General features: G+C 38.7%; 17 protein-coding genes. 12 read left to right on the top strand and 5 right to left on the bottom strand.

Features of this window, described 5'->3' with window-relative positions:
- Window positions 1-6 precede the first annotated feature (6 nt).
- On the top strand, window positions 7-1,038 hold the full coding sequence (locus ACG916_RS01160; protein WP_419327131.1) for a hypothetical protein: 1,032 nt from the start codon (window positions 7-9) through the stop codon (window positions 1,036-1,038).
- Window positions 1,039-1,092: 54 nt separating this feature from the next.
- Here the strand turns inward: ACG916_RS01160 and ACG916_RS01155 are convergent, their stop codons facing one another.
- The gene (locus ACG916_RS01155) at window positions 1,093-2,085 is read right to left on the bottom strand and encodes a putative solute-binding protein (protein WP_419327132.1); all 993 of its coding nucleotides are present in this window, start codon (window positions 2,083-2,085) and stop codon (window positions 1,093-1,095) included.
- A gap of 372 nt (window positions 2,086-2,457) precedes the next feature.
- On the opposite strand from ACG916_RS01155, the gene ACG916_RS01150 reads away from it, so the two are divergent.
- From ACG916_RS01150 to ACG916_RS01130, 5 genes are all read left to right on the top strand, one after another.
- On the top strand, window positions 2,458-2,979 hold the full coding sequence (locus ACG916_RS01150; RefSeq protein ID WP_336951868.1) for a hypothetical protein: 522 nt from the start codon (window positions 2,458-2,460) through the stop codon (window positions 2,977-2,979).
- Window positions 2,980-3,255: 276 nt separating this feature from the next.
- Complete coding sequence (locus ACG916_RS01145) at window positions 3,256-3,750, top strand: DinB family protein (protein ID WP_336951867.1); 495 nt, start codon at window positions 3,256-3,258, stop codon at window positions 3,748-3,750.
- Window positions 3,751-3,901: 151 nt separating this feature from the next.
- Entirely contained in the window at window positions 3,902-4,648 is a 747-nt protein-coding gene (locus ACG916_RS01140; protein WP_335955461.1) for a hypothetical protein, read from the top strand.
- A gap of 431 nt (window positions 4,649-5,079) precedes the next feature.
- Entirely contained in the window at window positions 5,080-5,331 is a 252-nt protein-coding gene (locus ACG916_RS01135) for a DUF6364 family protein (RefSeq protein ID WP_336951866.1), read from the top strand.
- Window positions 5,328-5,735 (top strand): PIN domain-containing protein, encoded by a 408-nt coding sequence (locus ACG916_RS01130; RefSeq protein ID WP_336951865.1) that lies wholly within the window; start codon window positions 5,328-5,330, stop codon window positions 5,733-5,735. Before ACG916_RS01135 ends, ACG916_RS01130 begins: the two co-directional genes overlap by 4 nt.
- A 136-nt stretch (window positions 5,736-5,871) precedes the next feature.
- On the opposite strand, the gene gatB is transcribed toward ACG916_RS01130, so the two are convergent.
- From gatB to gatC, 3 genes are read right to left on the bottom strand one after another with little or no spacing between them, the layout of a single operon-like run.
- Window positions 5,872-7,353 carry an Asp-tRNA(Asn)/Glu-tRNA(Gln) amidotransferase subunit GatB gene (gene gatB, locus ACG916_RS01125; protein ID WP_004717427.1) on the bottom strand — a complete coding sequence of 494 codons (1,482 nt, stop codon included), beginning with the start codon at window positions 7,351-7,353 and terminating at the stop codon, window positions 5,872-5,874.
- Complete coding sequence (gatA, locus tag ACG916_RS01120; protein ID WP_336951863.1) at window positions 7,353-8,831, bottom strand: Asp-tRNA(Asn)/Glu-tRNA(Gln) amidotransferase subunit GatA; 1,479 nt, start codon at window positions 8,829-8,831, stop codon at window positions 7,353-7,355. The genes gatB and gatA overlap by 1 nt, the downstream gene beginning before the upstream one ends.
- A 52-nt stretch (window positions 8,832-8,883) precedes the next feature.
- Entirely contained in the window at window positions 8,884-9,198 is a 315-nt protein-coding gene (gene gatC / locus ACG916_RS01115) for an Asp-tRNA(Asn)/Glu-tRNA(Gln) amidotransferase subunit GatC (RefSeq protein ID WP_336951862.1), read from the bottom strand.
- A gap of 134 nt (window positions 9,199-9,332) precedes the next feature.
- Between gatC and ACG916_RS01110 the strand changes: the two genes are divergently transcribed.
- From ACG916_RS01110 to ACG916_RS01085, 6 genes are all read left to right on the top strand, one after another.
- Window positions 9,333-10,373: a rod shape-determining protein gene (locus tag ACG916_RS01110; RefSeq protein WP_004717418.1), complete on the top strand. Its 1,041-nt coding sequence runs from the start codon at window positions 9,333-9,335 to the stop codon at window positions 10,371-10,373.
- 31 nt (window positions 10,374-10,404) lie between these two features.
- Complete coding sequence (gene mreC / locus ACG916_RS01105; protein WP_004717416.1) at window positions 10,405-11,262, top strand: rod shape-determining protein MreC; 858 nt, start codon at window positions 10,405-10,407, stop codon at window positions 11,260-11,262.
- Window positions 11,249-11,746 carry a rod shape-determining protein MreD gene (gene mreD, locus ACG916_RS01100; protein ID WP_336951861.1) on the top strand — a complete coding sequence of 166 codons (498 nt, stop codon included), beginning with the start codon at window positions 11,249-11,251 and terminating at the stop codon, window positions 11,744-11,746. Before mreC ends, mreD begins: the two co-directional genes overlap by 14 nt.
- Window positions 11,734-12,300: a Maf family nucleotide pyrophosphatase gene (locus tag ACG916_RS01095; RefSeq protein WP_336951859.1), complete on the top strand. Its 567-nt coding sequence runs from the start codon at window positions 11,734-11,736 to the stop codon at window positions 12,298-12,300. The genes mreD and ACG916_RS01095 overlap by 13 nt, the downstream gene beginning before the upstream one ends.
- Window positions 12,301-12,351: 51 nt before the next feature.
- Window positions 12,352-13,806 carry a ribonuclease G gene (rng, locus tag ACG916_RS01090; RefSeq protein ID WP_336951858.1) on the top strand — a complete coding sequence of 485 codons (1,455 nt, stop codon included), beginning with the start codon at window positions 12,352-12,354 and terminating at the stop codon, window positions 13,804-13,806.
- Between the two features lie 132 nt (window positions 13,807-13,938).
- Window positions 13,939-14,112: a PA1571 family protein gene (locus tag ACG916_RS01085; protein ID WP_004717412.1), complete on the top strand. Its 174-nt coding sequence runs from the start codon at window positions 13,939-13,941 to the stop codon at window positions 14,110-14,112.
- 83 nt (window positions 14,113-14,195) lie between these two features.
- Here the strand turns inward: ACG916_RS01085 and ACG916_RS01080 are convergent, their stop codons facing one another.
- Window positions 14,196-15,647 (bottom strand): WS/DGAT/MGAT family O-acyltransferase, encoded by a 1,452-nt coding sequence (locus ACG916_RS01080; protein ID WP_336951856.1) that lies wholly within the window; start codon window positions 15,645-15,647, stop codon window positions 14,196-14,198.
- Window positions 15,648-15,670: the final 23 nt, after the last annotated feature.

Here is a 15,670-nt window from a genome sequence, read left to right as displayed (position 1 = left end):
TGTCAGGTGAATTTAAAAATATTCTTATTGTTGAGTGGGGTAGGTTTTGTATTGCAGGGTTGTACAACCATGAATACATCAACATCAGACGCTTTTAAACAATATGCTTCTGCTCAAGAACTCATTGAGAAGTACAATATTAATGAAAACAATAGCGCATCTAAAGAATATGTTTATGATTGGGGATCAAAGCAAAGTGATCAGCAGGTGCAGTCTTTAACACCCAAAAGTTACTTAAACCGTTATTGTAGTGCCAAAGGTGGTCATTTTTCTCAAGTGCAAAAAAGCACAATGAGTTCGGTTAAGGATATTTGGGCAAAAAAATTATTAAATACTTATAGCAGTGTTAAACAGGGGATCGGTGCATACCAATGTACTGAAAGTAATGGTCAGCAATGGTATGTATCTATCGAACCTTTATCTGAGCGTAAACTTGATCAAACTGGAACTCGAGTTGTAAATTTGCAAACCAAAGTTTTATCTTTGGATGAGCTTAACAAATTCTATAACAACAAAAGTAATATGGCGACAGTTACCCAAGAAAAGAAATCTAAAAATAGTCATTCAAAAAGCAGTGATGCAAAAAGCACTGATATAAAAACGAACAATTCAAAAAATATTGCTATCAACAACGTAGCAAAAACTGCCCCTGTTAAAGTCGTGGAAGAAAAAAAGCCAGTCGCCACAATTGCAGATGAAGTAAAAGAAAGACTTCAGCCTGAAAAAATCGTGACTACACCGCAATCACAACAGATGCAATTATATACATCAGCGCGTAAGGATTTAGGGCGGGGGCAAAATCAGATCAATGCCTGTAACAATGCAGAACGCGCCTATAATTATGGACGCTTGCATGGGGCAAGTGGAATCAATATCTATGCCGAATCAGGTGTAATGGTGGCAAGATGTTTAACCAATGTGCCGGGTTACAGTCAGCGTTTTTCTAATCCGCAAGATCGAGCCAAACGTATTTTACAGAATCTGGCGGCTAATCAAAATCATGCTGTTGCCAAACATATGTTAAAGCAGATTAAGTAATGGAATGGGGTATTTCATCTCAATGGAGTGAAATACCCGAATAAACAAAAAGCTTTATTCATCATTTAATGAGCATTCAAAACTACTCGGATTCTCTTTACAACGAACTTTTTTGAGGAAATTCATCATTTGTGGATCATAAATACCTGATTTAGTCAGTGCAATACGAGATTCACGCATCATTTTGATATAGTTTAGTTGTTCATTGGCTGGGATATTCATCCAATATTTTGCGGGAATTTCTTTTTCATATTTTGCTACGATGTTAAATGTTCTGCCCAATTGACTCGCGACCCAAGTTCGAGATTTTTGTCCAAAGCCTTGAGGGAATTTGTCTTTGCGAATAATAAAATTGGCCGAAATTTGAGTCAGTGGAAATTTTACAATTCCGCCTTTTTCTCCTAGGCCCTTATAGAGTTCAAAAGGTTTAAATGCAACAACAGGTGCAGGAAGAATATCAATTTCATGATTGTTAAATTTAGCGCCTGCACTGGTGACATCAACAGAAACAGCTTGTGCACCCACTTGTTGAACCAATTTTGGTTGCGCTTCATCATAACGGAACACCCCAATTTTTTTACCAGCAGCTTTTGCTAATGTATTGATATTTTTGTCATTTACAAATAAATATGCTGGTCCAATTGTACCTAATCCTGCAATTTCATAAGGACCATTGACCATTTTTTCCGCTGCTCGAGGTAAAGACAATAATTTATAGGCTGAAATGGCTGTTTTCATATCTGTTAATGCGCCGATCGCGTCTAAGGAGCCAATATATTTATTAAATTGGCGACCACGTAAACCACTGATAATGGCACCATCACATTTACCCACTTTCAAGTCTTCTGCGGCGAGCCTTTCGTCAGTAACGGCTCTTAAATCTATATCAGCACCCCAATTTTTTGCTTCAAGTGCATAATCTTTAGCTAGGGCATATGCATCACCTGCTTTACCAACCGGATCAAAAACACATACAACTTGCTTTGCAAAAGCAGGCATTGAAAGTGCGAATAAAGTAGTTATTGTGAGAGTTTGAACCATTTTCATATATATTTCCCTATAAACAGTTATGGCATATCTTATTAAAACGTATGTGCTATTGATGAACTAATGACCATGAGGATTGTTTTTTATGTCAAAAAATCCAACAAATGTAGGTTTTTGAATATAGATTATCGATTGAGATCTGAGATATTGGTCTTTTAGATCTTTAATCAGTTTAAGTTAGATGATGGATTAAGAAAGTATTTTATTTTTGAAATTTGAGATGCTTTCTATTTTTAAATACAACCTAAATATTGAATCGAGTTTAGCACAGCAAACAAGATTATTTTCATTAGTGGTTGTTTACAGAGTCATAACAGGCGAATAGGTAGCGCTTGTGATACAAAGGATTTAATTTCGAATTGGACTTTGTTTATGTCACGCCAAATTTTCTCCTCAATGTATTCTAAATTTTCCCATATGGGTCGTTCTGTATTTATGGCGACGGCATTAATGGGAACAGCACAATTTGCTGTCGCAGGACCAACCGTTGATCAACTTAGCGATTGTTTGGTAAAAGCAACCACAGCAACAGATAAAACTACAGTATTACAGTGGACCTTTGCTGCGTTATCTACACACCCTGATCTAAAAGCATTGAGTAATGTTAGTGATGCACAAAGAACACAACTCGATCAAAAGTTTGCTCAGGTTTTACAACGGGTGATTGTAGAGCAGTGTGCCGCACAGACCAAAGCAGTGATTGCCGCTGAAGGTGTGCAAGCAGTAGGTGACAGTTTCCAAGAGCTAGGTCGTACGACAGGTGAAGATATTATTAAAAACCCTGAAGTGAAAAAACAGTTACAGGGTGTATTGCGTTATATCGACTTAAATAAATTGGTGATGACTTTTTTAACCCCTGATATTTGGAATAAGTTGGGTGTGATTCGTCCATAAATCACTTTACCTTTACAGAGCAAGACTTCTTATCTGTTTAAAGGAGTGGGAGTCTTGATGATTCAATTGAAATAATTATAGAAATTTCAACGAAGCTCTTCTTATTATTGAAAGGGTTTGGGGAGTGGAATAAATGCATCAAGAAAGCTTATTAAAGCTAAATTGAGTCTTTGTGTGTAAAAACGTGGCATTTGAGGATATTTAAAAGATTGGTTTTTTTCAGTGATTGCATGCTATCTTGATGATTTGATTCAAAGAAAGCTTTAGGTCAATTTAATGAATTTTGAAAAACTCTTTTTATATAAACAATGGTCGGATCAGCGGTTATTTAAAGCCGTAGATCAGATCAATCAAGTGCAATATTTAGAAGATTATAATTTTGCCAAGCAACAATTCAATCATATGATCATTGTCGAAGAGCTATTTAGATCTCGACTAGAAAACAAAAAAGCATTGCACACCCAAACCAATACAGAATTTTTACCCTCCTTAGATGAACTTAAGCATCGAATTGCTGAATCACATTTATGGTTTATTGAATTTGTCCAAAATATTCCATCGAATCAACTTGCTGAAATTATTCATTTTCAATTTATAGATAAAAAAACGGGCAGTCTTTCAATAGAAGAGATCTTCTTTCATATCATCAATCATGGAACATACCATAGAGGCAATATCGCACATGCTTTACATCATGCTCAGGTGGTTCATCCTGCCGATACATATACAGTCTTTATTCATCAGTATGAACCTGAACGTAGAGTGGGATAAATCATTATCATGATATATGTAAGATGTTGAATTAAAAAATTAAGTGAATAGATAAATAAACATGGACAAGAAAGCAGTCAAAATTTTACTTAAAACCATTAAAAGCTCGCAGGATCAAAATTTAGAGAGCTGGTTTTATTGGGATACATACATGCAATTCATTACTGAAGATGAGTTTGAATATGCAAAAAGCCATTCCGTTATGTTTGAACAAGAAAAAATAAGTCACAATGAAATCTGTCGAAGAATAAAAACAGCAGTTAATCAAATTGAAAAGCAATCTGTGGTGGATGCATTTATTTACAGTCTAAGTACAAGACGATTGGAGTATCGATCTTTTTTATCAAGTTACTGTATTGGTAAAAGTTTGATTGAACATGACTTTGTTTCCAGTCCAGAACCAAACTCAAATATATGTGCAGTTTGTGGGCTATATACGTATGAGTTTGAAAGACTCATTGAGTTTAATACACTCAATTTCTTTAAATACAAACATGGAAGCTGTACCGATAATTTGATTTCTGTTTTATTTGATTTGGAACAATTTCTTAAATTTCCTGTCGTTGAACCAAGCGATGAAGATTACAACATTCTCAATGAACTCAAAACGATAATAGAGACAGCTCAACCCAATGACAGAATAGCTCAACTTAAAAAGAGTATTTCTAAAGCACTCAAGTCCAATGACGATGAGCGTTTGGGGCTTTTAGAGATTTTTGGAGTGATTGGTATTTTGCATGATGACAAGCATTTTGGCTATGCTGAAAAATATGTGACATATCCAGAAAGAGAGCACCGACCGATTAGAAATGATGATGTGAACTATCCAACACGATGGTGGCAAGGACAGTTTGGCGTTGATCGTGAGAAATGGGATTATTGGTTTAATAATAAATGATCAGTAGCGCTCCTCATCTCGTAAACGGAGGGAGAACATTCATTATTGGATGAATAGCATTATTAAGATCATATGAAGCTCCCTCTGGGAGAGGGTTGGGTACCTTCTCACAAAAAAATGACATTGAAAAGAAATAATCTATTTGGATATCTGGGAGAGATTTTAAAAACTAAGGGTATATATTTTATGAACTATAAGATCGCTCTTGAATAGTATCATCTTGCCGATACATATACGGTCTTTATTTATCAGTATGAACCTGAACGTAGAGCGCTTTGATAGTTTAAAAATAGCAGATGATTTTTGCTTTCTGATATTAGAAATAAGTTAGGTATGCGAAATCAATCGTTGTCTCATTTGGTTAAAATTTAATTGTTAAAAATTAACCAATACGTATAATTAATTAAATGATACGTATGAGGTGAAATCTTATGCAAGCGAAATTGACTTTATCTATAGATAAAAAAGTGATTGAACGGGCGAAACTTTTTGCTCAGGAACATGAGCAGAGTGTTTCGAGTTTGGTTGAAGCTTATTTAGATCGTATTTCAGCACACACTGAAATTTCGAGTGATGTTCAAGCTCCTATTACTGGACGTTTGACAGGGATGTTTGCCATTCAAGACCAAGGGCAAGATTATAAGGCATTGCTTTCTGAGGCTCGTATGGAAAAACATAAATGAGCGAGCGGATATTTATTGATTCTGATGTAATTTTGGATGTGGCTTTAGCGCGTCAGCCTTTTGTTGAGGCAAGTCAAACTGTTGTAGCGTTGTGTGAGAAAGGGCATTTTACAGGGTGCATTTCTTCGAACAGTGTTGCCAATATTTATTATATTTTGCGTAAATTGGGCGGTGATGAGAAAGCGCGTCTTTTTATTCAACAACTTTTAAAAATTTTGGTGATTATCCCTGTTGATCATGTTGGGATTTCTCAAGCACTGGTGTCTAAGTTTTCTGATTTTGAAAATGCAATTCAATATTTTTCTGCGTTGAGTTTTGGTTGTAGCAAAATCGTGACGAGAAATATTCAAGACTATAAATTTGCTGAAATAGGTGTTGTTTTACCGAGTACTTTTGTAGGCTGAAGGTATGTTCCCAGATACAAAATTTTGAGAAAATAATAGATTTAAATGTCTCCCAAATTTTAAAAACTAAACATATAAATACTTTAAACAAAGAAAACCCGCTCTAAAGCGGGTTTTCTTTTAAAATTAAATCAGCTTAACCAATCAATTTCTTCATCAATTCATTGACTTGAGCAGGGTTGGCTTTACCACGAGAGGCTTTCATTACTTGACCAACTAGACCGTTGAATGCTTTCTCTTTACCAGATTTATACTCTTCAACCATCTTCTCATTGGCAGCAAGCACTTCTTTGATAATGGCTTCAATGGCACCTGTATCAGTTTCCTGTTTCAAGCCTTTTTCAGCAATGATGTCATCTGCAGTTTTGCCTTCTTCCCACATAAAGCCAAACACTTGCTTAGCAATCTTACCGCTAATGGTATTGTCAACAATACGTGCGATCATCCCACCCAGTTGTTCTGCTGAAACAGGAGAGTCTTGAAGTTCAAGGCTGGCTTTATTTAAAGCACCAGAGAACTCACCCATCACCCAGTTGGCAGCAACTTTACCTTGAGCCGCGCCGCCAGAAGCAGTAACAACCGCTTCATAGAAGTCAGCCAATTCACGAGATAGAGTCAGTACATGTGCATCATATTCAGTCACAGCAAAGTCTGCGATAAAACGCGCACGACGCGCTTTAGGTAACTCAGGAAGTGCAGCACGAGCAGCTTCGATTTGCTCATTGGCAATGATCACTGGAAGCAAGTCAGGGTCAGGGAAGTAACGGTAATCGTTGGCTTCTTCCTTAGAACGCATTGAACGTGTTTCCATTTTGTTCGGATCGAACAAACGGGTTTCTTGATCAATACGACCGCCATCTTCCAAGATGTCCATTTGACGTTGAATTTCAACATTGATGGCTTGTTCGATAAAACGGAATGAGTTGAGGTTTTTTAACTCACAACGGGTACCAAATGGTTGCCCAGGACGACGTAACGATACGTTACAGTCAGCACGGAATGAACCTTCAGCCATGTTACCGTCAGAAATCCCTAACCAACGCACCAAAGTGTGAATCGATTTGATATAAGCAACAGCTTCTTCAACTGAACGCATATCAGGTTCAGACACGATTTCAAGTAAAGGTGTGCCAGCACGGTTTAAGTCGATACCAGACATGCCTTCGAATTGATCGTGAATTGATTTACCTGCATCTTCTTCCAAATGCGCACGGGTCACGCCTATACGCTTCACTGTGCCATCTTCAAGCTGGATGTCGATATGACCTAGCCCGACGATAGGATTGTCCATCTGGCTGATCTGGTAGCCTTTTGGCGAGTCTGGGTAAAAGTAGTTCTTACGCGCAAATACAGAGGCTTGATCGATATAGGCATCAATCCCCAAACCAAAACGAATCGCAAGATCAACCACTTCTTGGTTTAGCACAGGAAGTACACCCGGCATTGCCAAGTCAACAAGGCTGGCTTGAGTATTCGGATCTTGACCAAATTCAGTTGATGAACCTGAAAAGATTTTAGACTGAGTTGCAAGCTGTGTGTGAATCTCAATACCAATAACGACTTCCCAACCGTCAATCAGCTTTGACACGGACGGTGCTAACTTTTGAGCTTCGGTCATTATGCATTCTCCTCAGCAATTGCCGCACGTTTAGTATGCCAATCTGTATTTTGTTGATATTGATGCACAATTGAAAGCAATTGTGATTCTGACCAATAGTTACCAATTAACTGTAAACCTACTGGGAGATTATTCGTATCAAAACCAACAGGTGCGTTAATGGCTGGTAAGCCCGCTAAGTTCACCGCAAGTGTATAGATATCGCCTAAATACATTTCGGTTGGACTCAAGTTCGCACCGATTTTGTATGCTGTCGTTGGTGCAGATGGCGCTGCAATGACATCGACATTCTCAAAAGCTTTTAAGAAATCCTGTTGGATTAAACGACGAACTTTTTGTGCTTTCACATAATAAGCATCGTAATAACCAGCAGAAAGCGCATAAGTACCAATCAAGATACGACGTTGTACTTCTGCACCAAATGCTTCTGAACGAGAGCGTTTATAGAGATCTAAAATATCTGTTGGGTTTTCACAACGGTAGCCATAGCGAACACCATCATAACGTGACAAGTTAGAAGATGCTTCCGCAGGTGCGATCAAATAATAAGTTGGTACATAGGCTTCAGTCATGTTGAGGTCAATTTCAACCAACGTTGCGCCCATGTCTTGCAATTTTTTCAACGATTCTTCAACACGTGTCTTAACTTCTGTATCGAGGCCTTGAACATTGAAGTATTGTTTTGGAATACCAATACGTAAACCTTTCACAGCTGTTGCATTTAAGTTTGCAACATAGTCATCCACTTCTTTGTTGATAGAGGTTGAATCTTTGAGGTCATGTCCAGCAATGGTGTTCATCAAAAAAGCACAGTCTTCAGCAGAACGTGCCATTGGGCCACCTTGATCCAGTGATGATGCAAACGCAATCATCCCGAAACGAGAGACACGGCCATAAGTCGGTTTAAGACCAGTTAAGCCACAGAAAGAAGCTGGCTGGCGAATTGACCCACCTGTGTCGGTACCTGTTGCCAGCGGTGCAAGATCAGCCGCGACAACAGCAGCCGAACCACCAGAAGAGCCTCCAGGAACATGTTCTAAATTCCATGGGTTTTTAGTCGCACCGTAGAATGAACTTTCAGAGGTTGAACCCATTGCGAATTCATCCATGTTCACTTTACCTAAAGTCACTAGGCCAGCTGCTTTGGTTTTTGCCACTACAGTTGCATCATAAGGTGAAATGAAATTGTCCAGCATTTTTGAACCCGCAGTGGTTTTAATCCCTTGGGTACAAAAAATATCTTTATGCGCCAGTGGAACACCAGTCAATACGCCAGCTGTTCCAGATTTTAGTAAGTTGTCAGCAGCATCAGCTTGTGCCAACGCTTGTTCGGGAGTGACCGTTACATACGATTTGACACGATCATCAATTTTCGCAATACGATCCAAATAATGCTGAGTCAATTCACGAGATGAAAATTGGGCAGATTTTAAGCCTTCTGTCATTTCACGAATCGATAAACGGTGTAAATCAGTCATGAGTACAATTCTTTACGATTAATTTTTTAAAATAAGTTCATTTGATCAAATATTATTCAATCACTCTCGGAACAAGGTACAAACCATCCTGAGTTGCAGGAGCAATGGCTTGATATTCTTCACGATGATTCACTTCAGTCACAACATCTGGACGAAGTGGTTGCGGATTATCAAATGGACTCTTAAGTGGCTCAACACCATCGGTATTGATCGCTTTTAAGGTCTCCATCATTCCTAAGATTTTATTTAAACTTTGAGCATATTCAGCAGATTGCGTATCATTCAGCGACAATCGAGCAAGATTGGCGATTTGCGATACAGTTTGTGCATTTAATTCTGCAGAATGCTGAACATCTGAACTTGACATGATGTCTCACCTAATCAGTTTTAAAAAAATTCAAAATATCGTGCGTTATAATAAGCGATTGACTTGTTCAAATCATCACATTTAGTTAAAGTTGCCATCTTGCGTCCATATAAAGTTTAAACTGAGAACGACCCGTGATTCTAAAACGACTAATTGGCTTGTTTTCGCCAGATCTAGCCATTGATTTAGGTACTGCAAATACACTTATTTATGCACCAGGAAGGGGCATTATATTAAACGAACCGACAGTTGTGGCAATTCGTCACAGTGGTTCGCAGAAAATTGTTGCAGCTGTAGGTTTAGATGCTAAGCAAATGCTTGGTCGTACCCCAGCCAATATTTCTGCAATCCGTCCGATGAAAGATGGTGTTATTGCAGATTTCGAAGTTACTGAAACCATGTTAAATCAATTTATTGGTAAAGTGCATGAAAAACGTTTATTTCCACCTGCACCTCGTGTAGTGGTATGTGTACCATGTAAATCAACATTGGTAGAACGCCGTGCGATTCGTGAAGCTGTGTTTAACGCAGGTGCACGTGATGTACGTTTGATTGAAGAGCCTATGGCTGCTGCGATTGGGGCGGGTATGCCTGTTGAGCAAGCGTGTGGTTCTATGGTCGTAGATGTGGGTGGTGGTACAACTGAAATTGCCATCATTTCCTTACAAGGTTGTGTGTACGCAGATTCTTTACGTATTGGTGGTGATGTTTTTGATGAACAAATTATTAACTATGTACGTAAAGCACATGGTTGTGTAATTGGTGAAACAACGGCTGAAACTATCAAAAAAGAAGTGGGTATGGCTGTTGCTGACGGTACAACTTTAGAAATTGAAGTTCGTGGTCGTAACCTTGCTGAAGGTGTACCGCGTGCGATTACGGTTACCTCAGATGAGATTACCCAAGCGATTTCTGATCCATTACAAAGTATTGTTTCTGCTGTGAAATCGGCACTTGAGCAAACTCCACCTGAGTTATCTTCAGATATCGCTGAGCGTGGTATTGTGCTGACAGGTGGTGGTGCATTACTGCGTAACCTAGATAAGTTGCTTGCTCAAGAAACAGGTCTACCTGTTGTTGTAGCAGAAGATCCTTTAACTTGTGTAACACGTGGTGGCGGTAAAGTCTTAGAATTCTTTGACAATCCAAACCATGATATGCTTTTTGTAGGCTAAACTATACTCGATTAAGTTTAAGGATGAGGCGGTGCAACCGAATCTCTTTTCAAGACAACCGCCATCTTTTCGCTCGTTCATCATTGCGGTCATCACTTGTTTGGTAGTGCTGTTTTTTAACTGGCGCATGCCACAAGTGATTCAACCGGCAAGAGATGTCTTGTATGCGGCATATAATCCAATTTATGCCTTAGCAAGTTATCCTGTATTGTCGAAAGAATGGCTAAATCAACAAACTAAATCTGAGGCTCAGTTACGTCGTGAAAATACTGCGATGCAAGCTGAATTGCTTCAGGCTCAAGTACGTCTGCAAAAACTCTCTGAACTTTCTGCTGAAAATACCCGTTTACGTGGTTTGCTTGATACGCCATTGATTATCGATGGGCGTATGGAAATTGCAGAAGTGATTGGAACCGATGCTGACCCATTGCGCCATATCATTATCATCAACCGCGGTGAAGCTAATCATTTAAAAGTCGGGCAAACCGTTTTAGATGATAAAGGAATCATGGGGCAAATCATCAACGTCTATCCCCATAGTAGTCGCGTTATGTTACTTTCCGATAAAGAACATTCTTTATCTGTACGTTTAGAAAGCTCAGGTATGCGCGCCATCGTGACGGGTACTGGTGATTTAGGACATTTGAAAATGGAATATGTTCCAACAAGTGCCAATATCAAAGTGGGTGATAAGGTCTATAGTTCAGGCTTAGGTCAACATTTTCCAGCCGGTTATTTGGTCGGTTCAGTATCTAAAGTTATGCGTCACAACACGGGTGAGTTTGCGCAAATTGATGTGGTTCCAGCTGCACAATTAGCAGGCGGTCATCATGTTGTGGTACTTTTCTCAGATTCTTTAGCGATGGAGCAGCCAAATGTTGATCGCTAAAAGATTACCTTCTGAAAAGCAACGTAAAGATCCATTATGGATCATTGTTGTATCCATTATTATTGGTTCAATTTTAGTGGTGTATCCGATGTCCTATGCGATAGCAGGATGGCGACCACTATATATGTTTTTGATCATGCTGTTTTGGGTGTTGTGTCAACCTACATGGTGTGGAATTTGGTTTGCATTTACCATGGGTCTATTTACCGATCTATTATTAGATGCACCTTTGGGGATGAATGCGTTGAGCTATGTGCTGATTGCATTTTTAACTCGTTATTTTATTCGAGAAAGACGTGTGCTGACATTTAGTAATCTTTGGATTATTAGTATGTTTGCAATCCTAGCACATTTGGTATTTACCTTTATGGCACAAGTGATGGCAGGTACGCATTTTTCGATTACCCGTCATTGGCAGACATTGGTTTCGAGTATTTTTTGCTGGCCAGTTCTTTATTATTTATTAAGAAGATGGCGCATTTAATTCTGGCCTCAGGCTCGCCAAGGCGTAAAGAGCTGCTTTTACAAGTGGGCTTGGATTTTAGCATCCACAGCCCAGATATTGATGAATCTGTCTTAGAGCATGAACAGATTGAGCAGTATGTACAACGTTTGGCTGAAAGCAAAGCCAAAGTGGTATTGAAATTGTACCCGCAAAGCACTGTCATTGCAGCAGATACAAGCTTGGTTTTTGCCAATCAAATTATTGGTAAGCCAACATCTAAGCAGCATGCTTTTGAAATATGGACATTATTGTCAGGTCAAAAACATGAAGTATTGACAGGTGTTTGCGTTGCAAATGCACATCAATTATTGAGTGTCGTGGTTCGCACGCAAGTTGAGTTCCAACAATTCAGTCTGAATGATATGGAAGAATATTGGGCTACAGGTGAACCTTTGGGGAAAGCTGGCGCATATGCAATTCAAGGCATTGCGGCAAAGTATGTGATAGGTATAAATGGTAGTTATAGCAATGTGGTTGGGCTACCGTTGCATGAAACGATACAGTTACTTGATCGTATAGATCAGCGCAGTTGAGGCACTAAATTAACTGCTGAAAAGAATTTTTATAATGTTTTGAGTTTAGTTATGTCTGACGAGTTATTGATTAACGTCACACCTATGGAATGTCGTGTGGCGCTAATTCAAAATGGTACGGTTAACGAACTGTTTGTTGAGCGGACTGTTAAACGCGGGTTAGTCGGGAATATTTATAAAGGAAAAGTTGTCCGTGTACTTCCAGGGATGCAAGCAGCCTTTGTGGATATTGGCTTATCACGTACTGCATTCTTACATATCAATGATATGATTTGGTCGCGTAATCAACCTACGCCGAATGTCTTTGAGTTATTACAACCCGGTCAAATTCTGACAGTTCAAGTGATGAAAGATATGTTGGGTACTAAAGGTGCACGACTGAGTACAGATCTTTCTATCCCATCTCGTTATCTTGTTTTGATGCCATATGGCAGCCATATTGGGGTATCACAGCGGATTGAGTCCGAAGAAGAGCGTGACCGTTTACGTTCAATGATTGAAAGGATTCAAAGTGAGCATAAGTTGCCTGGTTCGGTCATTGTACGTACAGCTGCTGAAGGCATTGAAGAGGCTTCAATTGCTCAAGATATGGCGTATTTAGCCAAGCTTTGGGAATTTATTCAGAAAAAACAAAAAATTATTGCAGTTCCTTCGTTGATTTTTGAAGAGCTTCCTTTACCACAACGTGTTATTCGCGACTTAGCCAATGATGATACGGCAACGATTTATGTCGATTCAAGAGAAATACATGCCAAGTTGCAAGAGTTCGTTTGTGAATTTGTACCGAGTATGGAAAGCCGTTTGCAGCATTATCCTGGTGAACGTCCACTTTTTGATTTGTACAATGTCGAAGAAGATATTCAAAAAGCATTACAAACCCGAGTTGCATTGAAGTCGGGTGGTTATCTGATGATTGATCAGACTGAGGCGATGACTACAATTGATGTCAATACAGGTTCCTATGTCGGTGGTCGTACACTAGAAGACACTGTGTTTAAAACCAATATGGAAGCAACTCAAGTGATTGCACGCCAATTACGTTTACGTAATTTGGGTGGCATTATTATTATCGACTTCATTGATATGCAGGAAGCTGTACATCGTGAAGAGGTCATGAATCAATTTGATAAAATGCTTGAACGTGACCATGCAAAAACTAAAATTACTCAAGTTTCCGAACTTGGCTTAGTTGAAATGACACGTAAACGTACACGTGAATCTTTGGAGCATTTGTTGTGTGAATCATGCCCAACATGTCAAGGGCGCGGATTTGTGAAAACAGCTGAGACAGTATGTTACGAAATTTTTCGAGAAATCTTAAGATATACCCGTGCTTATGAGTCTAAGAGTGGCTTTACTGTTATAGGTCATCCATCTGTAATTGATCGCCTGCTCACTGCGGAAGCCCCAGCAGTCGCGGATTTAGAGCATTTTATTAATCGTGTGATTAAATTCCAAGTCGAAAATTTATACACGCAAGAGCAATACGATATCATTTTAAGTTGAAATTGTAACAGGATATCGTTAAACAGTTGTTACATCTGAAATTTTACTTTTAGGACTGATTTCACAATACTAGATTACAAAGGTAGCCAAAGACTTTCTCCCTTCCACAGTCTTAGCAAGTGAGGTCAAAAAATGAGTGTAAGTGAACAATTAATCAGTCGTAGTATAAAACATGTATTGGAAAGCCAACCTAAAAATACATGTGTCATGTTAGATGACAATGGTCAAGAAGTGAAAATTACCAAAGACATGGTTGTAAATGTCTGTCATCAACTGTTAAACAAGTGTCGTAATGTTAAAGATTAAGGGGCATTAATTAGCCCCTTAATTTTGAATCAATTTATGTTTTATATTTAAATTAACCCTAAAATAAAATCAATTATAAAATCTTATACTGACTTTCGTTCGGCAATAGATTCTTTCAGTTTGGCTTGAGTATCTGCTTTTGTTTGAGCATTTGGCTTTTTATCGGCAAGTTCAACTGCATTTTTCTCAGCAATAATGTGCTCAAATTTTTGGATTTCATTTTCTAAATGAGTCAGAAGATTTTGCAATTTAGGCAGAGATTTACGGCAACCAGTTAAACCCACTTCTAATTTGTCTAAATAACTAGTCATGGTGATATTCAGTGCTTGACCATCCAAAACAATAGAAACAGGGTATAGGGCATCTAATTTAGCGCCATTCCAATACAAAGGTTCACGTGGTCCAGGTACATTGGAAATAATCACATTAAATGCCTGACGCTTTGGCATAAGTCCTGATGCAATATTGATACCTGCTGCACCAAAAACGAAAGCACTATAGTTTAAGATTTGATCGGAACTCATACGTTTAAAACGATTTTTTGCATTTTGTACACTGCGCTTAATGATGTCTAAACGTTCTAACGGACTCTCTTTATGGGTTCCTAAATTTGCCAAAATCATGGTGATACGATTACTCATATCTGAGTCATCATCACGTAATGAGGCAGGAACCATTGCAATCAGTGGCTTTTTCGGTAAAGCCTCTTGTGTGATTAAATAATCACGTAACGCGCCCGCACAGACAGCCAGTACTACATCATTAATCGTGACGCCAAGAGCTTTGGAAATATCTCTGAAACGGTCAAGTTCAAAGGACTGGGCAGCGAAACGACGTGATGAACTTACGCGTTGGTTAAATAAACTACTGGGTGCTTGAAAGCTTGAAACATAATCGGGGTTTTTCCCCATTTCTTTAAATACAGTTTGGAATAGCTCTTGGGTGACCTTGGGGGCTGCTTCAACTTGTCCTTTTAGTGCAGAGAATATTTTTTTAGCTTTATCCAGTTTGGTTTCCTTTAAACGTTTTGCACGTTTACCTTCGACACACCAAGGAGGAATAATGGTTTTGGAATCAGCATCTTTTGAAAATGATTTTTCTAAAAGACGCATACCTGCTACACCATCAATCATGGCATGGTGGATTTTAAAGTACATGGCAAAACGATTGCCTTCAATGCCTTCAATAATATGACAAGTCCAAAGTGGCTTTGCTCGGTCAATCAGTGAACTGTGTTCTTGTGAAATATAAATCAATAATTCACGGATACGTCCTGGATGAGGTAATGCGATATGACGGAAATGATGATCAATATCAAATTCTTCATCTTCATCCCAAAACATACCACTTAAGCGATTGTTAAAAGGTGGGACCGGGATAGATTTTGAGTTACGAATATCCGCAACGAGATCTTGAATGAATGTAGAAGGCGCATGTTCGGGTATTTCAAATAAGAATAACCCACCAACATGCATGGGTTGTTGACGTTTTTCTAAATTTAAAAAAATAAAATCAATGGGGTGTAATGGGCGCATAGTCTTGGATTGCCTCACTGCAA

The organism is Acinetobacter legionensis, assembly GCF_048552295.1.
Classification (GTDB): domain Bacteria; phylum Pseudomonadota; class Gammaproteobacteria; order Pseudomonadales; family Moraxellaceae; genus Acinetobacter.
Note: the sequence above shows the minus strand (reverse complement) of the source record. Positions and strands in the feature narration are given on the sequence as shown.